General features: G+C 37.5%; 19 protein-coding genes. 10 read left to right on the forward strand and 9 right to left on the reverse strand.

The annotated features are described in order from the left end of the window. Positions 1–128: 128 nt before the first annotated feature. The 5 genes from B9Y84_RS19440 (at position 129) to B9Y84_RS19460 (ending at position 5,488) form a co-directional block, all read left to right on the forward strand. Positions 129–1,034, forward strand: coding sequence for an oxidoreductase (locus B9Y84_RS19440; protein ID WP_085519073.1), 906 nt, complete (start codon positions 129–131; stop codon positions 1,032–1,034). Positions 1,035–1,226: 192 nt separating this feature from the next. Continuing rightward, the gene (locus tag B9Y84_RS19445) at positions 1,227–3,074 is read left to right on the forward strand and encodes an ABC transporter ATP-binding protein (protein WP_085519074.1); all 1,848 of its coding nucleotides are present in this window, start codon (positions 1,227–1,229) and stop codon (positions 3,072–3,074) included. A 27-nt stretch (positions 3,075–3,101) separates the two neighbouring features. Continuing rightward, positions 3,102–3,575 carry a hypothetical protein gene (locus B9Y84_RS19450; RefSeq protein ID WP_085519075.1) on the forward strand — a complete coding sequence of 158 codons (474 nt, stop codon included), beginning with the start codon at positions 3,102–3,104 and terminating at the stop codon, positions 3,573–3,575. Between the two features lie 153 nt (positions 3,576–3,728). Next, complete coding sequence (gene gltX, locus B9Y84_RS19455; protein WP_085519076.1) at positions 3,729–5,273, forward strand: glutamate--tRNA ligase; 1,545 nt, start codon at positions 3,729–3,731, stop codon at positions 5,271–5,273. Next, positions 5,273–5,488 carry a hypothetical protein gene (locus B9Y84_RS19460; RefSeq protein ID WP_176223850.1) on the forward strand — a complete coding sequence of 72 codons (216 nt, stop codon included), beginning with the start codon at positions 5,273–5,275 and terminating at the stop codon, positions 5,486–5,488. The genes gltX and B9Y84_RS19460 overlap by 1 nt, the downstream gene beginning before the upstream one ends. A gap of 64 nt (positions 5,489–5,552) precedes the next feature. Here the strand turns inward: B9Y84_RS19460 and B9Y84_RS19465 are convergent, their stop codons facing one another. Together B9Y84_RS19465 and B9Y84_RS19470 are read right to left on the reverse strand one after the other, a co-directional pair. Continuing rightward, positions 5,553–6,005, reverse strand: a complete 453-nt coding sequence (locus B9Y84_RS19465) for a 3D domain-containing protein (protein WP_085519078.1) — start codon at positions 6,003–6,005, stop codon at positions 5,553–5,555. Positions 6,006–6,104: 99 nt separating this feature from the next. Further along, positions 6,105–6,665 (reverse strand): hypothetical protein, encoded by a 561-nt coding sequence (locus B9Y84_RS19470; RefSeq protein WP_085519079.1) that lies wholly within the window; start codon positions 6,663–6,665, stop codon positions 6,105–6,107. Between the two features lie 290 nt (positions 6,666–6,955). Between B9Y84_RS19470 and B9Y84_RS19475 the strand changes: the two genes are divergently transcribed. After that, on the forward strand, positions 6,956–7,732 hold the full coding sequence (locus B9Y84_RS19475) for a TIGR00266 family protein (RefSeq protein ID WP_085519080.1): 777 nt from the start codon (positions 6,956–6,958) through the stop codon (positions 7,730–7,732). A gap of 124 nt (positions 7,733–7,856) precedes the next feature. After that, positions 7,857–8,975, forward strand: a complete 1,119-nt coding sequence (locus tag B9Y84_RS19480; protein ID WP_085519081.1) for a pyridoxal phosphate-dependent aminotransferase — start codon at positions 7,857–7,859, stop codon at positions 8,973–8,975. Positions 8,976–8,978: 3 nt separating this feature from the next. Here the strand turns inward: B9Y84_RS19480 and B9Y84_RS19485 are convergent, their stop codons facing one another. After that, positions 8,979–9,626, reverse strand: a complete 648-nt coding sequence (locus tag B9Y84_RS19485) for a DUF4230 domain-containing protein (RefSeq protein ID WP_085519082.1) — start codon at positions 9,624–9,626, stop codon at positions 8,979–8,981. 81 nt (positions 9,627–9,707) lie between these two features. Here B9Y84_RS19485 and B9Y84_RS19490 point away from each other — a divergent pair, with 81 nt between their 5' ends. Together B9Y84_RS19490 and gldJ are read left to right on the forward strand one after the other, a co-directional pair. Continuing rightward, complete coding sequence (locus tag B9Y84_RS19490; RefSeq protein ID WP_245830896.1) at positions 9,708–10,694, forward strand: radical SAM/SPASM domain-containing protein; 987 nt, start codon at positions 9,708–9,710, stop codon at positions 10,692–10,694. A gap of 205 nt (positions 10,695–10,899) precedes the next feature. Then, positions 10,900–12,105, forward strand: a complete 1,206-nt coding sequence (gldJ, locus tag B9Y84_RS19495) for a gliding motility lipoprotein GldJ (protein WP_085519084.1) — start codon at positions 10,900–10,902, stop codon at positions 12,103–12,105. A gap of 80 nt (positions 12,106–12,185) precedes the next feature. Here the strand turns inward: gldJ and B9Y84_RS20680 are convergent, their stop codons facing one another. Continuing rightward, positions 12,186–12,344 (reverse strand): hypothetical protein, encoded by a 159-nt coding sequence (locus B9Y84_RS20680; RefSeq protein WP_176223851.1) that lies wholly within the window; start codon positions 12,342–12,344, stop codon positions 12,186–12,188. A gap of 130 nt (positions 12,345–12,474) precedes the next feature. Between B9Y84_RS20680 and B9Y84_RS19500 the strand changes: the two genes are divergently transcribed. Beyond that, entirely contained in the window at positions 12,475–12,933 is a 459-nt protein-coding gene (locus tag B9Y84_RS19500) for a hypothetical protein (protein ID WP_085519085.1), read from the forward strand. Here the strand turns inward: B9Y84_RS19500 and B9Y84_RS19505 are convergent. The 5 genes from B9Y84_RS19505 to B9Y84_RS19525 all read right to left on the reverse strand — a co-directional run bounded on the left by B9Y84_RS19505 (position 12,930) and on the right by B9Y84_RS19525 (position 19,103). Next, positions 12,930–14,705, reverse strand: a complete 1,776-nt coding sequence (locus B9Y84_RS19505; protein WP_085519086.1) for an ABC transporter ATP-binding protein — start codon at positions 14,703–14,705, stop codon at positions 12,930–12,932. The genes B9Y84_RS19500 and B9Y84_RS19505 overlap by 4 nt on opposite strands. Before the next feature lie 9 nt (positions 14,706–14,714). Next, on the reverse strand, positions 14,715–15,458 hold the full coding sequence (truA, locus tag B9Y84_RS19510) for a tRNA pseudouridine(38-40) synthase TruA (RefSeq protein ID WP_085519087.1): 744 nt from the start codon (positions 15,456–15,458) through the stop codon (positions 14,715–14,717). A gap of 300 nt (positions 15,459–15,758) precedes the next feature. Then, positions 15,759–16,118: a hypothetical protein gene (locus B9Y84_RS19515; protein WP_139828110.1), complete on the reverse strand. Its 360-nt coding sequence runs from the start codon at positions 16,116–16,118 to the stop codon at positions 15,759–15,761. 102 nt (positions 16,119–16,220) lie between these two features. Continuing rightward, positions 16,221–18,248, reverse strand: coding sequence for a TonB-dependent receptor (locus B9Y84_RS19520; protein ID WP_085519089.1), 2,028 nt, complete (start codon positions 18,246–18,248; stop codon positions 16,221–16,223). A 69-nt stretch (positions 18,249–18,317) separates the two neighbouring features. Then, complete coding sequence (locus tag B9Y84_RS19525; protein ID WP_085519090.1) at positions 18,318–19,103, reverse strand: TPM domain-containing protein; 786 nt, start codon at positions 19,101–19,103, stop codon at positions 18,318–18,320. Positions 19,104–19,120 lie beyond the last annotated feature (17 nt).

Genomic DNA, 19,120 nt, shown 5'->3' on the forward strand with positions numbered 1-19,120 from the left:
TAATTTGTGCGTGTTCTTTCCTTTATCCTGAGGTTCTCATACTAACAAGTAATAAGCTTTATCAAGGTTTTTGTCAAATACTGCTTGTGGAGACAAGGATTTCTTATCTTTAATAAAAACCGCAAAATATGGACGAGATTAGTAATTTACAGCAACAAGATGGACGCATCTTTATAGTAACAGGAGCCAATACAGGCCTGGGCTACGAAAACAGCTTAACACTAGCAAAAAAAGGAGCTAAAGTGATTATGGCTTGTCGAAGCATGGAAAAAGCCAAAGCCGCTAAAGAAACCTTAAAAAATGAAGTGGCAAATGCAGATGTTGAAGTAATGGAAATCGACTTAAGTAGTTTAGATTCTGTTCGAAATTTTGCGAAAGCCTATCAGTCAAAATACGACCGATTAGATGTTCTGATTAATAATGCAGGGGTCATGATGCCTCCATATACAAAAACCGAAGATGGTTTGGAGTTACAATTCGAAGCAAATTTCCTAGGACATTTTCTTTTAACTGGCTTATTATTGGACAAGCTCTTAAAAACGCCAGATTCCAGAGTGGTCAGCTTGAGCTCGATAGCGCATAAAAACGGCAAGATCAATTTTGATGATTTGCAAAGCGAGAAAAAATATTCCGCCTCAGATGCTTATGGTCAGTCGAAGCTAGCTTGTTTGATGTTCGCTTATGAATTGCAAAGAAGGTTAGAAAAAGCAGGTCATAAGCAAACGATATCAACTGCAGCCCATCCCGGAATTGCTACAACAGAGTTAGCCAGGCATATGCCAAAGCTAGTCTATGTTATTTTAAAGTATACTGTTGCGCCCTTCTTAACACATGCGCCAAAGGAAGGTGCGAAACCGACCATTCTGGCTGCAATTGGTAAGGCAGAGGGAGGTGACTATTTCGGACCAACCGGTTTTAATGAGTTCAAAGGAAAGCCCGGCAAGGTTTCATCTACCGATTTGTCAAAAGATGAAGATATTGCCAAGCGCTTATGGGAAAAGGCAGAGGAGTTGGCGGGTTTAAGGTATTTGTAAATAATGCGTTAAATCAAAGAGTAATTGAGTCCTCGCCAATTTGACATATGAGGTATTAACCACCAATGTAAATTATACTTTATCATATTAGAAAAAACTATTGCTTATTTTAAAAAGTAATAGCTTGAGTTAAAATTATATTGCCTTAAATCGTAACTTAGCGGACTGTCGTAATCGATAAACCACTCGCCTTTGCAATCTCAATCCTTCAAACCTCAGCGCGTAAGTCTAAGAGAGAGTTTCGCTACTCTCAAATTTGTTCCTCGTTTCTTTACAGAAATCAGGAAGGTCAATCCCTTTCTTTTCTATAGTAACTTGCTTGCTCGTGTCATCAGTGCACTGCTCCCGGTTAGTATGCTGTGGGTAGGTAAGCTTATCATTGATGAAATTGTCTTGCAAATCAATGCTGAAACGCACGATATGAGCCAGCTTTGGCTTTTTATACTCCTTGAGTTTTCTTTGGCAATTGCTTCCGATCTATTGAGCAGACTTACTACACATACAGATGCCCTTTTAGGCGATCAATATTCTATTGAGTCATCCGTAAAAATTATCAAGAAAACAGCAGAACTGAGTCTCTCACAATTAGAAGATTCGGAATTTTACGATAAGCTGGAGCGTGCTCGACAACAAACAACTGGCCGTGTGGGGCTGATGTCCAATATACTTACCCAAGGTCAGGATATAATCGTGATTGCTTCACTACTTACAGGGGTGGTGGTGTTCGAACCCTGGTTGATTATTTTATTGGTGTTATCAATCGTACCGACTATTCTTAATGAAATTAAGTTTAGTGGCACTAGCTATTCTCTGGCCAGAAGCTGGACGCAGGAAAGAAGAGAACTGGACTACTTAAGGTATGTTGGAGCTAGCGATGTAACAGCAAAAGAAGTCAAGCTCTTTGGTCTTTCAGGCTACCTGGCCGATCGCTTTAGTGTGCTGTCTCAGAAATACTATCAAGAGAGTAAAAAGTTATCCTACACTCGTGCGGTCTGGGGATCATTTTTCAACATCATCAGTACCTGTGCTTACTATGGAGCTTACGTGTTAATTGTTTTTCGAACTGTGGCAGGAGTGCTCACCATTGGTGATCTCACTTTTCTATCCGGTTCATTCAATCGACTAAGAAATAAACTTCAGGGCCTTTTTATACGCTTTACTGCTATTACTGAACGCTCCTTATATTTGCAAGACTACTTTGAATTTCTGGATTTACGCCTTGGTAAAAGACCTAATGAAAGGGTGGAATCAGATGCTGAAGAGAAACTTCCTCTGCCTGAAAATATTAAGGAGGGTTTTGAATTTCGAAACGTAGGATTTAAATATCCCTATTCTGACAATTGGGTAATTCGCAATGTGAGTTTCCACCTTAAGGTTGGAGAAAAGCTAGCATTGGTTGGTGAGAATGGAGCCGGAAAATCAACTCTAATTAAATTATTATTACAGTTTTATGCACCTACAGAAGGGGAGATCTTATTAGATGGCGTCCCTATTTATAAGTTCGATGCCGTAGACTACCACGATCGATTTGGTGTTATTTTTCAAGATTTTGTAAAGTTTGACTTGAGCCTCAGAGAAAATATTGCGGTTGGCGAGATTGAAGAACTGGACAACCAAGATCGTATCAAAAATGCGGCTGAGAAAAGCCTTGCAGAGGAGGTTATTAACGAGCTTCCAAATGGCTACGATCAAAAATTAGGAAGACGATTCAAAGATGGGAAAGACCTTTCCGGAGGCCAATGGCAAAAGATAGCCATGGCGCGAGCCTATATGAAAGATGCCGATGTTTTGATACTGGATGAACCCACTTCGGCACTAGATGCTCGAGCTGAATCCGAAACCTTTAATCGTTTTATATCCTTAACCCACGGCAAGACAGCCGTGATCATTTCTCACCGATTTAGCACTGTCAGGATTGCAGACCGGATAATGGTACTCAAAGGAGGAAGAGTATTAGAAATTGGAACGCACGAAGAATTGATGGCAAACGAGCAATTATATTCAGAATTATTTAATTTGCAGGCCGCTGGTTATCAGTAGCGTTCAAATAGAGGTAAAATCTGCAAAATGAGCAAAAGTCAAGATAAGTTTCGTTTGTTTTTTTATGGCCTGTTCACCTTGGCTTCTGTAATAATATTGCTTGACTTTTTCCTACCTGGAAGAAAGGTGGTAGATGAGATAGTATCGGTTCAAAAAGAACGGCAACAGTATTATAATGCAGCCAGAAACTTTCATTATTCCTACAAAGTATCCACCAGCCAGCATGATTTTTATATTTCAGGAGATTATGCTCAGGAAATTGAGGCCAATGAAAAAATAGGATATGCTGTATCATGGATCTTTAATGAAGTAAATACCTACAGACTCCTTCGTTTTGAGGATAGTGAGACCAATTCTTTGCGATTAATCACTGGAATGCTAATGCCGATCTTGGTACTCATAACTATGAGCACAGCATACCTGCTAAAAAAGAAAATGAGCACCCTAGTGTTTGTCATGCAAGTTTTATTGATTGTGGACCTTGTACTTTTACTTATTTGAAGAAAACGATTTCATAGATTACATGAAAATATTTGTTTAGGCTCGGGCAATACTTAAACATATCGATTGCTTGTAAGTATTGTATAGGATGATACTACTTTTAAACTTAATTCATTAATTTTGCACCCCAAATCGCATTAAAAAAAGAATTTCATGAGTCAAGCTGTACGCGTACGTTTTGCCCCTAGTCCAACAGGTCCACTTCATATCGGAGGAGTTAGAACGGCTTTATATAATTACCTTTTTGCAAAGAAAACAGGAGGTCAATTCATTTTACGAATAGAAGATACTGATCAAAACCGCTATGTAGAAGGAGCGGAGGACTATATTCACCAAACGTTGAAATGGTTGGGGATAACGCCTGACGAAAGCCCTTGGAACGATAAAGGAGAAGTCGGACCGTACCGTCAAAGTGAACGAAAAGAGCATTATGCTAAGTATGCTCAGCAATTACTGGACGATGATAAAGCTTATTACGCTTTTGACACTTCTGAGGAATTGGATGAAATGCGTGAACGCTTGAAAGCTGCCAGAGTCGATACACCTCAATACAATGCCATCACGAGAATGCAAATGAAAAATTCCTTAACCTTGTCGAAAGAAGAGGTAAAGGAAAAACTAGCTGCAGGTGAACCTTATGTAATTAGATTGAAAGTTCCTAGAAAAGAAGAAGTCCGTCTAAATGACAAGGTTCGAGGTTGGGTAATGGTGCATTCTACTCAGATAGATGATAAAATATTAATGAAATCGGACGGAATGCCGACTTATCATCTAGCTAATGTAGTAGATGATCATTTAATGGGCATTACTCATGTGATTCGAGGAGAAGAATGGTTGCCATCTGCTCCTTTGCATGTTTTGCTTTACCAATTTTTTGGTTGGGAAGATAGCATGCCAGAATTTGCCCATTTGCCTTTGTTATTAAAACCAGATGGTAATGGGAAACTAAGTAAGCGAGATGCTGAGAAGCATGGATTTCCAATTTTCCCCATGGAATGGAAAGATCCTGCTTCGGGAGAGTTTTTAGCAGGGTTTAGAGAAGAAGGCTATCTACCAGACGCTTTATTAAATTTCTTGGCATTTTTGGGCTGGAACCCGGGCAATGAGCAAGAAATATTTAGTCTGGAACAGTTAATCGATGCTTTTACCATTGAAAGAATTGGAAAAGCAGGAGCGAAATTTGATATCCAGAAAGCCAAATGGTTCAATGAACAATATCTTAAAAGTAAGCCTAACGCTGAATTAGCAGAATATCTTAAAAAAGATGTTGAAGCAAATGGTATTGAAGTTTCTCAAGCAAAACTGGAACGCATTGTGCATGCATTAAAAGAAAGGGTGACTTTCCCAACTGAGTTTTGGACGCAGGGTCAATACTTTTTCCTAAAGCCCGATAGCTATGATGAAAAAGTAGTTAGAAAAAAATGGAATGCAGATGTTGATAAAGCCTTAAGCTTATATGCTGATGCCTTAGAAAAAGTTGATCATTTGGATGCAGGCAATGCTAAAGCAACTTTTGCCGCTTTATTAGAGAAAGAAGGAATAGGCATGGGAAAAGTAATGCAATCCCTAAGAGTAAGCATCACAGGGGAAGCAGGTGGACCTGACCTAATGGAGATTATTGAGATTTTAGGGAAAGAAGAAATAACAGAAAGGATTCGTTTAGCGTTAGATAAGCTAAAGGATCAAATTTCTGAATAATGCCTAAAAATAAAGACGATAATAAAAAACAGAAAAAACCCAGCGTTAACCCTAAGTTAGAAGGCTTTGATGTAAAAATCGATTCCTTTGGTGAGATTCAAACTAGCTTTGATATTGATAGAATCAACCAGTTTCTTAATAAAGAAGTGGAGGATAAAAAACTAAAGGATAGAGAGGATATTAAAGATTTGAAAAAGAGAGATGAGGAGGAGTAAGAATCTGTGATTCTGAAAAGCAAAGGCAGCTCAAGCTGCCTTTTCTGTAGGAAGGTATATTACTTTATTTTACTTGTTCTTCCGGTTGAGGGTCTGTTTTAATCGGGATATAAAGTTCTACCTGTTGTTTACCCCAGTTTCTTGCAGCCTGCTCATCTAGGCCCATGTAAATATCAATTTTGCGCGTCCATCGTTTGTTCATTTTATCCATCACCACATAACTACCTTCTAAGCCTTCGATTTTTACTATGGAATTATGTTCTAAGAGGTCTTCTCTCAGAAAATCTCTAGAAATAGCAATGGCTTTCATACCAGGTTTTAAAGTATCACCCCACGCTGCCAAGGCTGGATTTCCTTTTTTAGTTTGTGCCTCAACCGAGTTGTATGCTGTAGCCGTCACTTGAATGGTATCATATTGAATACCACTTGTTGCTCCGGATTCACCACCTGAATCACATGAAGACAGCATGACTATACTTAACAATGTTACAAATACTTGATTAGTAAATTTTTGCATAACTTAAATTTAACGTTTAAAAATTAGCCCAATGATTTTTCAATCACTGGGCAGTTTTTCATTCATTTCAATTTACGAACACGCTTACTTAGTAGATTGTTATTTTTTGATATCGTCTAAAATTCCTTTTGCTCCATCAACTCCCTTACTTAAAGCATTCTTGACAGAGTCAGCAGTTTCTCCTCCAATACTTTCTGCTGCTTCAAGAGCTGCTATTACCGATACTTTGGTGGCGTCCAGAGTGTCACCACCTACCTGCTTTACAGCGCTTATCGATCCTTTTACTGCTTCTACTGCAATAGAAGCGATATCGCCTCCCATTTCTTTGGCACTATGAACAGCTTGCGATACTGTTCCTTTTACAGCATCTTTTTGTTCAACACCAGTTTCCATGGCTCCTTGCACTGCGCCATCTACTATTCCTTTTACCAATTTAACGCTACTGCTTCCGATTTCGCCTAGACTTTCAAATGCCCCTTGAACAATGGAAGCAGGTATCTGAATGCCTTTTACTACTAGTTCTCCTGCACCCTTGACTGTATTAACGGTGAGATTCTTAACAGAGGCTACCACGGAACTGCCTAAATCGGCACTTCCTTCTATTGCTCCTTTTAACCCACCTTTAACTCCTTTTGCTACTTTTGAAATAATGTTTGACATGATTCTGTTTTTTTAAATTAGAATTTGATTCAACTTACACCAAGGTATCAATGAGGCTATTGTGTTTTGAACAGCATGCAGAAAAAATGCACTTTTTGAATGGAAAAATATATTTTGCCTAGGCGTAATTCTCAATTTAAGCATTTTTAAGTACAAAGCCTAAGAAGCTGGTTCTGGCGCTTTTAGATACGCCTTACAAATGGGAATGCTGCTTTCGAGAATATTGCTAGCATGACCTCATTCATATATTATGAATAATTTCTTATTTTAGCCTTCTAAACTTTAAAATTATGCATTCACAATCACACGAAGTAGACTACAAGATTTTAGGAGATGGCGTTCAATTAGTGGAAATTGAACTAGATCCTCAAGAGACCGTCATTGCCGAAGCTGGTGCTATGGTTTATATGGACGATTCCATTCAATTTGATACTAAAATGGGAGATGGATCTAACCCCAATGAAGGCTTTTTAGGTAAATTAATGTCTGCCGGAAGTAGAATATTCACTGGAGAATCCTTGTTTATGACGCATTTTACCCACCAAGGACAAGGTAAAGCCCATGTAGCTTTCGCAGGGCCCTATCCTGGAACTGTCATTGCATTAGATTTAAAAAACCATTACAACAATGAAGTAATAGTGCAAAAAGATGGCTTTTTATGCGCGGCTATGGGTACGAAGGTGTCAATTACTTTAAATAGAAAGATTGGTTCTGGCTTATTAGGTGGTGAAGGATTTATTATGCAAAAACTCCAGGGAAATGGAAAAGCCTTTGTCCATGCCGGTGGAACAGTTATCGAAAAGGAGTTGAATAATGAGACTTTAAGGGTGGACACAGGCTGTGTAGTAGCATATGAGTCATCTTTAGATTTTGATATTCAGACCAGTGGAGGAATTAAATCCATGCTTTTTGGTGGAGAAGGCATATTTTTAGCCACTCTAAAAGGAACAGGTAAAGTTTGGTTACAGTCCATGCCGATTAGAAAATTGATTCAAGCTATAGCTCCTTACAGTAAAAATTCCAGAAAAGAAGGTGGGTCATTGTTAGGTGAATTTCTAGAGAGGTAATTGCTCATTTGTTTTTCTTTTGGAGATGATTCTAGTGAAATCTCTAAAAGAAAAACATTCTATCTTTCTCAATGTCAATTAATTAGTTTTTATTCCTATCTTAGGTAAACTAAATTCCTTTGCAATGAAAAATATTGATAGAAGACAGTGGCTCAAATCAGTTGGATTAGTAAGCACTATGGCTTTTCTGAACCCAGCAGAATTGATCTCTAAACATCATACCACAAATTCTGGATATCTATCAAAAAACAATCTCATCAGTTTAACCTCAAACGAAAATCCTTACGGTCCTTCACAAAAGGTTAGAAAAGCGATTACTGCATCATTTGATCATACTTGTAGGTATCCTTTTGTCTATCTTAAAGAACTAGTAAAAAATATAGCCGAAAAAGAAGGGGTTTCTGAAAATTGTATTGTTGTAACAGGAGGTTCTACAGAAGGACTAAAAGCAAGTGGATTAACCTACGGACTCGGAGGTAGGGAAATCATTGCAGCTGATCCGACCTTCCAAGCCATGCTGAGATATGCCGAGAATTTTGGTGCTTATGTACATCGAGTTCCTGTGAATGATAAAATGGAACATGATTTGGAAGAGATGGCTATGAGAGTAACAAGCAAAACTGGACTAATCTTTCTTTGCAATCCCAATAATCCAACCGGGACCTTGCTGGATAAAGATAAATTGAGAGATTTCTGTAATTCCCTTGAAAGCAAAGCAGTGATCTTTAGTGATGAAGCCTATTACGATTATATAACGGATCCTGATTACCCTTCCATGGTGGAATTGGTAAAAGAGGGAAAAAATGTCATAGTGTCTAAAACTTTTTCTAAAGTTTATGGATTGGCAGGAATTAGAATTGGGTATTTAGTAGCTAGACCAGATATTGCCACTAGGCTAAAGAGCAATGTGATGGCTATGACTAATGTCTTGGCAATTGCTGCCGCAAATGAAGCATTAAAAGATGATGAGTTTTATAAATTTAGTATTAGTAAAAATTACGAAGGAAAAGCTTTGATTTATAAAACCCTTGATAAACTGAAACTTTCATATATTGAATCTCATACTAATTTTGTCTTTTTTCAATCCAATAAACATATCGATGAGTTAAGCGCAGAAATGCTGAATGAAGGAGTAGCTATCGGACGACCCTTTCCACCCATGTATGACTGGGCACGAATAAGCACGGGTACCATAGAAGAAGTTGCTGGCTTTTGCCAAGCTATAGAGAAAGTTTACAGTTAGTTATTAATCAAGTTCGAATCGGATGGCTTCGGGCTTCTCAGAAAAATTAAGAATAACAGTTACTCCGGTAATATTTTCTAAAAAAGGTTTGAGTACATTTCCACTCATAATTTTAGCATCTGCCAAAATTCCCGATTGCAAGGCTGCTTCTTTTACTTGCGCTTCAGCTTTGGCATATACTTCATCCACAAATGCGCCTGCTTTTTTGTGATCTGAACTGGTCTTAAGATCATAGAACTTACTGTTCTCCAAGTTCACTTTATAATAGCAAATTTCAGGTTGAGGCAAATTAACAATCAAAGTATCTTGCCTTAATTCAATATCTTCTTTTTTAATCTTTTGTAAATCAATACATGCAACGGCCTCGCCCTGTGCTATTAAGATAGCTTTTTGGTCTTGACCTCCCGGAATGTAGAAATAGCCCAAATCTAAATATCTCTTCGCTACATTTTCCATCTCTACTACTTCCTTATAATTGTACTTTACTAATTCCAATTTGCCCAGCTTTTCAATTTCTTGCAACACTAAAGTGCTCTCAATCTGCCTGCGTTCTGGAGTAGTATAATTTCCTAATCTTCTCAACCAAAGAAAAGCTAATAGGACTAATACAATTATCCACGGAATTAATCGAAGGATTGCTTTAAAGTTCATGGGGATTTATTAAGTTCGTTTTTGCATTAAGCATTAAAAATAATTATGCATTTTAAAGATAGCCTTAATCTACTGAAAAAGATGACATTTAAAAAAGCAGTGAACACAATTTCACTGTGGTGGAGCTATCATCAATCAAAAAATGCAGGGGTTTCTAAGCTTAAAGGGAAGCCAATTTCCATAGCAATTGAGCCTACCACATCCTGTAATCTCAGATGTCCGGAGTGCCCCAGTGGACTGAGGTCTTTTTCCAGACCTGTGGGGATGTTAAAGGCAGAGACATTCGAAAATATGCTCTTGCAATTGAAGGAACATCTAATCTACATGCTGTTTTATTTTCAAGGAGAACCTTATGTAAATAAAAATTTCTTGGACTTGGTGAAAATCGCATCTAATCATAACATTTATACAGCGACTTCAACAAATGCACATTTCTTAGATGAGGAAACGGCAAAAAAAACAGTTGAAAGTGGATTAGATAGACTTATTATATCGATAGATGGAGCATCACAAGAGACTTATCAATCTTACAGAATTGGAGGTAAGCTTGAAAAAGTGTTGGAGGGAACCAGGAATGTTGTTAAGTGGAAGAAAAAACTGAAATCTAATACACCCCACATTATCTTCCAGTTCTTAGTAGTAAAACCTAATGAGCAAGATATTCCTCAGATTTACGAATTGGCCGATGAACTTGGAGTAGATGAAGTAAAATTAAAAACAGCCCAGATCTATGATTATAAAAATGGGTCTCCGCTGATACCCGATAACCCGAAATATAGTCGTTATCAACTTATGCAAAATGGATTTTATGCCATTAAGAATAAATTATTAAATCAATGCTGGAAGATGTGGCACAGCTGTGTGGTTACATGGGACGGCCGAGTAGTGCCTTGTTGTTTTGATAAGGATGCAAGTCATCAATTGGGTAATTTAAATCAGAATAGTTTTAAGGCTATATGGGAAGGTAGTGCGTACGAGGATTTTAGAAATAAGCTTTTAAAATCTAGAAATGAAATCGATATTTGTACTAATTGTACAGAAGGCACCAAAGTTTGGACTGAAGAGTGAAACAATAAAGCAAATCCGATAGACGTTTTACTGTAACTGATTTAAAATTATTACATATTGGTCGAATTTGTACTAAAATACTTTAAAATTTCATTTTAATAGTTGAATTTAGTGTTTGGTAAGCTTATATTTACCAATTATTTATATATTGCATTGATATATAAGTGATTAAACAGTGTATATTAAACGAATACAATAACAGGTTATGAAAAAGTTTGTGTTTAAAATCCAAAATGCCATGCTGGCAGTAGCAGTAGCTTTATTGTTTGCTTGCGGCAGTGGCAACCCGACAGCCAAAGGACCGGGAGTATTGAGTACGGCTACAGGTTTAGAGTATAATAGCGAAGAAGGCTTTCAGGTAGCTGAGTTTCGCGGCCAACCTGATGGACCGAACTTAGTTTATATTGAAGGAGGTAGAACTGTATTAGGTTCTTTCGAAGAAGATATCCTTCATACTAGAGATAATATTGAGAGAACGGTAACAGTTTCGTCATTTTACATGGATGAAACAGAGGTGGCTAATATTCACTGGTTGGAGTTCTTACATTATGTAAAATTAGATTCCTCAAGAGATTATTATGAATCTGTAAAGCCGGATACTACTGTTTGGGCAAAGAAATTAGCTTATAATGATCCGTATGTAGATCATTATTTAAGGTATCCAGGATTTAGGTATCACCCGGTAGTTGGGGTAACTTGGGAGCAAGCCAATGAATACGCAAAATGGAGATCTGTAATGGTAAATTACAAATTGGCTGAAGAGGCTGGAATTGAAGTTCCTGCTGAATCAGGTGGTAGAATTCCATTGGAGACTGGTGTTGTGTTACCGGATTATAGATTACCAACTGAAGCTGAGTGGGAATATGCAGCTACTGCACTTATTGGAACTCAATGGGTGGATGAAGTTCAGCTTTACAAAAGGATTTATCCATGGGATGGTCATTCTTTAAGAAACCCTTACGGAAAAGAAATGGGTTACTTCTTGGCTAACTTTAAAAGAGGTAGAGGTGACTACGGTGGTATAGCTGGAAAATTAAATGACGGTGCTTTCGTAACAGATTACATTTACAATTATCCACCAAACGATTACGGTCTTTACAATATGGCTGGAAATGTTAATGAGTGGGTTTGGGATTTGTATCGTCCGCTTTCTTTCCAAGATTTTGAAGACTTAAATCCAGTAAGAAGAGATGGAACTTTAGATCCTCAAAGCGATTACGATAATGGTGCTAATGATCCAAATACTATTAACTCTTTAATTAATGATAATATTAGAGTGTATAAAGGTGGTTCATGGGCAGATGTAGCGTATTGGTTATCACCAGGTACTAGAAGATTTATAGAACAAGATTCTTCTACAGCGACCATTGGTTTCCGATGTGCCATGATTAGAGCGGGAGGAAATAAGTAATAGATATTCGTTTAAATAATAGAAAAAGGCTTTCTCATGAATTGGGAAAGCCTTTTTTGGTTTTAGAGGTTCCGTTTATTTCAACCTCCACAACCTAAGAACTTTTTGAAGTCCATACCTTCTGGTAAAACACCATTTCGTTCCTGATCCACAGAACGATCCTTTTCGTTATTAGTATCTACTGGAATAGATTTATTATCCTTCTTACTTTCTGACTTTTTAGTTTCTTTAGCTCCCATGCTATTTTTAACGTGATTTTGTGGTCGTAAGTTATTGCTCTTTTAATAATCAAAACTAGATTTATCACTTAATTTTTTCTTTGTGATATTCTTGCCTTTTCGTATCTTTTGACTTTAATTATCGGAAAATATGCTCAAGAAAAGAATTTTTGTAGGTCTAGCCATTACTTTAGCTCAAGTGTTATTGTTTTATGGTGTATACCAATTACTATATTTATTTGAAGCTTTTTTTGGGGAAGAAGCGAAGCGAACAGTTTTTGAAAGTTTATTTTTAGATTGGTTTTTTAATGATTATGTGCTTGTATTTGGGTTGCTAATTTTTTTACAAAATATGCTAATTGTGTTAACCTGGAGAAAGAAATGGACGGTAGGGTTAAGGGTTATGACTAGTCTATTGCACCTAATATTTTGGATCCAAAATCTCGATACACTGTACGGTGAATCTATTATTTTGGGGTTAACTGGCTTGGTTTTAATATGGTTGGGGCCTGTGTTTGAAACCATATTAATCACTGCTTTTGGAATAAAACATCCGTACAGAGAAAGGGATTATTATGAAGATCTAGACAAGAAAAAGGATCTTACCTAAGAGGCAACTTCTTTATATTGCATGTTATGTAGCTGATGATAAAAGCCGCCTTTGTCTAATAACTCTTGATGAGTTCCCGTTTCTTTGATCTCTCCTTTATCCAGTACGATGATTTTATCGGCTTCTTGAATGGTCGATAGTCTATGCGCAATCACTATACTGGTTCTGCCTTTCATCATCTTTTCAATGGCGTTCTGTATCAACTCTTCAGTCTCAGTATCGACTGAGGACGTAGCCTCATCCAAAACAATAATTTTAGGATTATAAACGACCGCCCTAACGAATGAAATCAACTGACGCTGACCTACGGAAAGTGTTGCTCCTCTTTCCATTACATTGTACTCATATGCTCCAGGAAGTCGTTCAATAAACTTTCTGGCTCCAACTAGTTCAGCAGCATCTTTTACTTGTTGTAAACTAATGTTGGGATTTCCCAGTGTTATATTATAAAGTATGGTGTCCGAGAAAAGAAATACATCCTGTAATACAACCCCAATATTTTGGCGTAATGAATATAAGTCATAATCCTGTAAGTCTCTTCCATCAAGGGATATTTGACCTTTTTGGATATCATAGAATCTACTTAAGAGGTTGATAACAGATGATTTCCCAGCTCCAGTTGCCCCCACCAGGGCTACAGATTGTCCCTGTTTGACTTCAAAAGAGATGTTCTTCAATACCACTTCTTCTTCATTATAAGAAAATTCCACATTTTGAAAGCTAATGTCTCCTTTTATCTTTTCAGGTTTGAAGCTCCCGTTATTTGGAATATGCTCACTATTATCTAATAAATTGAGTATTCTAGATGAACTTACAATTCCCATTTGCAAAGTGTTAAAGCGATCTGCGATGAGTCTTATAGGACGAAAGAACATTTGAATATAAAGAATGAAAGCAATCAACATACCTAAGGTGATGCCAGATTCCGCCTCATTTACTACTCCTCTGGCTCCATACCACACTAATAGGCCAATTCCTGTAGCTTGAATCACTTCTGCTACGGGGAAATAAATGGAATAATACAAAACAGATCGTATGTTTGCCTTTTTATGTTCATTGTTGATCTTTTTGAATTCATCGTACTCCCTTTTTTCAGCAGTAAATATTTGGACAATGGACATGCCCGTTACATGTTCCTGAACGAATGAGTTTAAATTGGATACTGCATTTCTCACCTGGTTAAAGGCAACTTTGACCTTTTCTTTGAAGATATAAGTACTTAAAAAAAGCAGCGGTAATGTAGCAAGAGAAACTAAGGTAAGTTTCCAGCTCATGGCTAGCATCATTCCTAAAATGAAAAGGATTTGTAAGATGTCGCCAATCATGGCTGCCAAACCCTGACTAAATACATCTGAGAGCGTCTCTACGTCAGAAACGTTTCTAGTTACCAAACGTCCAATAGGGGTTTTATCAAAGAATTTTAAACGTAAGCTCAGCAGATGACGATAAAGCTTTAAGCGGATGTCTCGAATAATGTATTGTCCTAACCATCCTGACAAATAGGTGTGTCCGTACTGCACAATAGCTTGCATAATTAGTAGTCCTACTAAAATAAGGGTCATGTTAATCAAACCCTGAAAGTCTCCGTTAGCAATGGGGTTGTCAATTGCTTTTTGGATAATGAAAGGTCTGGTAGGTGCTAAAACAGCTAAAGCCAAAGTTAGAAATACCAGGAAGTAGAACCGACCTTGGTAAGGTTTCACAAATTTATACAAACGCTTGAGGACGTTGGTATCTATGATATTTCCGCTTTTTATGTTGTCTTTCTTCACTGCCTATTATTATAAATATATCTCTTCTGGGTATTTGACTTCAGTTAGGTACAGCCCATTAGCAGGTACAGCTCTACCTGCAAGTTTTCTATTTCTTTTCCTTATAATCTGCTCAAAATCTTCAATATCTAACCTATTTTGACCCACATCCAATAATGTTCCTACTATAGCTCTCACCATTCCACGTAAAAATCGGTTTGCTTTTATGTGAAAAACCAAAGTGTCTTGCTCTTGTTTCCAAAATGCCTCAAATATATCGCAGTTAAATGTATAGACATCTGTTTTCACCTTACTAAAGCATTCAAAATCTTGATAGATCGTCAATTTTTCAGATGCTAAATTCATTTTCACAATGTCCAACTCTTTTGTAAAAATGTAAGCTTGATTAATTGCAAAGGGATTTTTTTCGGTTACAATGTGATATTGATAAGCTCTTAACGTTGCATCAAAACGAGAATGAGCATCGTTTTTAACATGCTGAACATGCTTTAAAGCTACGTCATGCGGCAGCATTTTGTTGGCTTTGTATAACAGTTGTTTAGGATTTATTGTTTCTGATACATCACAATGAAAAACTTGAGCAGTAGCGTGCACTCCGCTGTCTGTTCTTCCACTTCCTACAATTTCTATTTCTCGATTTAAAATTCTAGAAAAGACTTCCTCCACTTTTTGTTGCACGCCAATGGCATTGGGCTGCTTTTGCCATCCGTGGTAGTTAGTCCCTTTATATGCTATGGTAAAAAAATATCGCATTGATTTGAATGAACAAATTTAAGGGAATTTATAGGAGACAGGTAACATTTCTTCATTCTATATGATTCGAAGTAGAACTAATTATAGAAAATGACAAATAAAAACGCGATGATCAAGTCTAAATTTTCATTTAAGGGTTGAATTGACAGCCAGCACTAATAGGCGTTAGTGGTTTTGATTGTTTTTAGGAATGCTTTTTTAAAACCTTCAGGACGCCACTCTGAATATTCTAATTCCTACTCTTCTTTCAGAATATTTATGTCTGAGTTAGCGAGATTTTAAAATTCCATATCTCCTTCCCTAAAGGTGGCAGGAGTACCCCTTATATTGGCCGAACTGGTTTCCATTATCATAACTCTGGAACCTTTCCCCATGAGGAAATCTACATGGAATATTGGTTTCTGCTACAGGGTTAAACGGGAAACTTTGTTCATATCTATCTGCACAAGGGCCGGTTGGGTGTATTCTTACTAGATCTTTAATTGCAGGAAGTTTGGGACCAATATCAATCCGTTCAAAATCAGAGTACTCTGACTTTTGGTTTTCAGTTTTGGTGTCTTTAGCCTCAATGTGTTTTATTGATTGTAGTCGTTCTTGTTGGCTGCGAAGCATGAAGCCTAAAGAAAGTAGTGTGATTACAGCTAGTGTTAAGTTTTTCATTGCTTTAAAAATTTTAGTCCAAGTAAACCAAGCCATTTTACTTGATTCACTATCAGATCAAGGGATTTATCAATTTGTTACCCCTCTAAAATTTTTAAACTATCAAAGACTCCATTTTGCCCCTAAATGGAAATTCCTTCCTGGTGCTGGTTGAAAAAATCTACCACCAAAGGCATTTAAGTCATTACCTAGACTGTAAGTGGTATTGAAAATATTTTCTATGCCGCCAAAAAGATTCAATTTCAATGAACCAGGCACTTTGAAATCAATATTGGCATTTAGTAAGTGATAAGGATCAGCAACTATAACATTATCATCCGTTAGAGGGGTTTCGCTGACGTAACGATAGTGGAGATTTAAACTGACTTTGTTGGCTATAGATAAATTTAGGACATGATTAAAAGTATGCTGAGGTACTCCCGTTAATAAATTGCCAGAAAAATCTTCTTCTTCCTTTTGGTAATCATTAAAAGTAAATTCATAAAAATTATAGCTCGTTCTGCTATTGATATTATTTAGAATTCCTTTTTCGTTTTCATACCAATTTACATTCAAGCCCCATTCTGTACCCAACTGATTAGTGGCTCCAGCATTTTGAAATAAAACTACCCCGTCCGGATTGGTGTAAGTTGTAATCGTTTCTCTTAATGAAGAGTAGAAAAATGTAGCATCCAATTGAATTCTACTTCCATAGTATTTATGTCCTAATTCATAGGTTCTTCCTTTTTCCGCCTGTAGATTTCGATTAATACTTCCTTCGTTTGTTCTTATTTCATCCAAAGTAGGACTTGAAAATCCTTCACTCAAGGAGGCAAAAGTCATATTTTGGGATGTCCATTGATATTTTACAGCCACTCTCGGAATCACTTCATTGTCAAAATTTCTATTAAATTCGAATGGTTCAGCAAATGCATTCACCTTTCGGTTGACAGTATAGTTTAATAAATTACTACTCAACCCCAGCGTCAACTGCCAATTTTCTAAACCTATCTGAGTTTGAAGAAAGAACAATTTTCTATCGATATTCAATTCATCTGCGAAACGAATGCTATCTTTTTTACCGTTTACATTTCCGTAATTATTGGCAGCATTATTAGCATATTGCCATTCTAAACCGGCATCCCATTGCCAATCGATTGATTCCAATCCCATATCATAGGTCCATTGATGCCGTAAAGCCACTTCTCTATTTTGGTCTTCTTTGTAATCGAGAATGAAAGGATTTTCAAACTGAGTATAAGTTCCTGCGATATGCGTGCTTTGACTTAAATTTTCACCAAAAAAACTGGTGTAACCAAGGCCATAAAAAACAGTCTTTTGGTCAATAGAGGAGTTTTGAGGTGCGCTGCCGCTTCGGGCTTGTGTCGGATCCGCAGCAAATTGCTCTGCGGTCAATCCACCTGGAATTTCATAAAACAAATCATTATATAAAACATGAAAATCTAGTTGATGATTTTCATTAACCTGGTAGCGAGAAGAAAGCTGGTAGTTCTGTCGATTTAGACTATTATGATCTCTGTAGCCATCGTTTTGCTGGTGGTCTATAGCATAAAAAGTATTCCACTTGTCGTGTTCAACCTGGCCTTTTACGCCCAAGTTAAATTGATTAAAACTCCCACCGGACAAATGTACTTGCACTGGACTCTCTTTCTGACTTGGGAAATTATTAATTTGCATAACCCCTCCCAAACCTGCTCCATAAAGACTACCTGCAGGGCCTTTAACTACTTCTAGCTCCTGCATTTGGCTGTTGCTTAATAAATTTAAAGCCGTAGAGCCATTCGCTTCTGTGAATGGCAATCCATTCCAATATACCTTTACATCACGAACACCAAAAGGTGAGCGAATAGAGCTTCCCCTTATGCTTACTCGGTAGCTGGCTACAGCTCTTTGCTCTAAGTTGACTCCTGGCAAGGTATTCCATGCCATCACTGGATCATTAGGCGAAAAGCTATTGAGTTCTTCTGGGCTCAAGTAAGCAATTGGAGCGGATTGTTTATTAATTTTTTCTCCTTTGCTGAAACCAGTAACCGTGACTACTTTCAGAATAGAGTCGTTTTTGATTTCTTGAGCGATAGTCTCACTGGATAGACTGAAAAAGCAGAAGAATACGACTAAAAATTTATACATGCAGAATATTAGGGATCTTTTGTTAAGTTTTTACAACAGCTTAAAATAGAAAGAGTTTACAATATAATTTTACCAACTTCCACTTGCACCACCACCACCAGTCATTCCGCCACCGAAGCCGCCAAAGCCTCCACCTCCACCGAAGCCTCCTCCGCCAGAATTGAAGTCTCCAAAGCTTCCGCCATGGCTTCTTCCGCTACTGCCTAAGAGCATCATCAAAGTGATCATATCAAGACTTCCGCCCCCCATATGGTGCTTTCTAACCCTTCTTAGTCTAGAAATGATGGTGATAATAATGAAAAAGAAAATTAAAAATGCGCCTAGGCCTATTCCTTTTCCTGTGTCATTGCTAGCTATTTTATCAGCGGTATATTTTCCAGCTGCCAATTCAAAAATGATGGTAGTGGCCTCGTCCAAGCCTTGATAATAGTTGTTGTTTCTAAAAGCAGGTTTCATGTATTCGTTGATGATAGTGCTGCTTGCTCCGTCTGTCACTACTGCTTCTAATCCGTAGCCGGTATTGATCGACATTTTTTTATCTTGCATAGCAACGGTTATTAATAGACCATTGTCTTTATCCGCCTGACCTATTCTCCATCTGTCAAAAACCTCTACTCCAAACCGATTGGGATCATACTGCCCGTAAGTAGGCACAATCAAAACCACCACTTGAGTTGAAGTGCTGTCATTGTAGGCTACTAGTTTTCTTTCCAGTTGCTGCTGTTCTCCACTACTTAAGGTTTGTGTCAGGTCATTGACCAACTTAGGAGGGTTAGGCCTTGAAGGGATTTCATTCTGTGCAAAAAGGCCAGTGGTCAACAATAATGCAAGGATAGAAAAGTATATGTTTTTCATGTGGTAAGTTTACTATG

Origin of the sequence: Marivirga sericea, assembly GCF_900177665.1 — a bacterium.
Taxonomy (GTDB): Bacteria; Bacteroidota; Bacteroidia; order Cytophagales; family Cyclobacteriaceae; genus Marivirga; species Marivirga sericea.

Excerpts from the sequence above, each read along its gene's own strand:
- B9Y84_RS19440 (WP_085519073.1), top strand. The coding sequence starts at position 129 with ATGGACGAGATTAGTAATTTACAGCAACAAGATGGACGCATCTTTATA.
- B9Y84_RS19450 (WP_085519075.1), top strand. The coding sequence starts at position 3,102 with ATGAGCAAAAGTCAAGATAAGTTTCGTTTGTTTTTTTATGGCCTGTTC.
- gltX (WP_085519076.1), top strand. The coding sequence starts at position 3,729 with ATGAGTCAAGCTGTACGCGTACGTTTTGCCCCTAGTCCAACAGGTCCA.
- B9Y84_RS19460 (WP_176223850.1), top strand. The coding sequence starts at position 5,273 with ATGCCTAAAAATAAAGACGATAATAAAAAACAGAAAAAACCCAGCGTT.
- B9Y84_RS19465 (WP_085519078.1), bottom strand. The coding sequence starts at position 6,005 with ATGCAAAAATTTACTAATCAAGTATTTGTAACATTGTTAAGTATAGTC.
- B9Y84_RS19470 (WP_085519079.1), bottom strand. The coding sequence starts at position 6,665 with ATGTCAAACATTATTTCAAAAGTAGCAAAAGGAGTTAAAGGTGGGTTA.
- B9Y84_RS19475 (WP_085519080.1), top strand. The coding sequence starts at position 6,956 with ATGCATTCACAATCACACGAAGTAGACTACAAGATTTTAGGAGATGGC.
- B9Y84_RS19480 (WP_085519081.1), top strand. The coding sequence starts at position 7,857 with ATGAAAAATATTGATAGAAGACAGTGGCTCAAATCAGTTGGATTAGTA.
- B9Y84_RS19485 (WP_085519082.1), bottom strand. The coding sequence starts at position 9,626 with ATGAACTTTAAAGCAATCCTTCGATTAATTCCGTGGATAATTGTATTA.
- B9Y84_RS19490 (WP_245830896.1), top strand. The coding sequence starts at position 9,708 with ATGACATTTAAAAAAGCAGTGAACACAATTTCACTGTGGTGGAGCTAT.
- gldJ (WP_085519084.1), top strand. The coding sequence starts at position 10,900 with ATGAAAAAGTTTGTGTTTAAAATCCAAAATGCCATGCTGGCAGTAGCA.
- B9Y84_RS20680 (WP_176223851.1), bottom strand. The coding sequence starts at position 12,344 with ATGGGAGCTAAAGAAACTAAAAAGTCAGAAAGTAAGAAGGATAATAAA.
- B9Y84_RS19500 (WP_085519085.1), top strand. The coding sequence starts at position 12,475 with ATGCTCAAGAAAAGAATTTTTGTAGGTCTAGCCATTACTTTAGCTCAA.
- truA (WP_085519087.1), bottom strand. The coding sequence starts at position 15,458 with ATGCGATATTTTTTTACCATAGCATATAAAGGGACTAACTACCACGGA.
- B9Y84_RS19515 (WP_139828110.1), bottom strand. The coding sequence starts at position 16,118 with ATGAAAAACTTAACACTAGCTGTAATCACACTACTTTCTTTAGGCTTC.
- B9Y84_RS19520 (WP_085519089.1), bottom strand. The coding sequence starts at position 18,248 with ATGTATAAATTTTTAGTCGTATTCTTCTGCTTTTTCAGTCTATCCAGT.
- B9Y84_RS19525 (WP_085519090.1), bottom strand. The coding sequence starts at position 19,103 with ATGAAAAACATATACTTTTCTATCCTTGCATTATTGTTGACCACTGGC.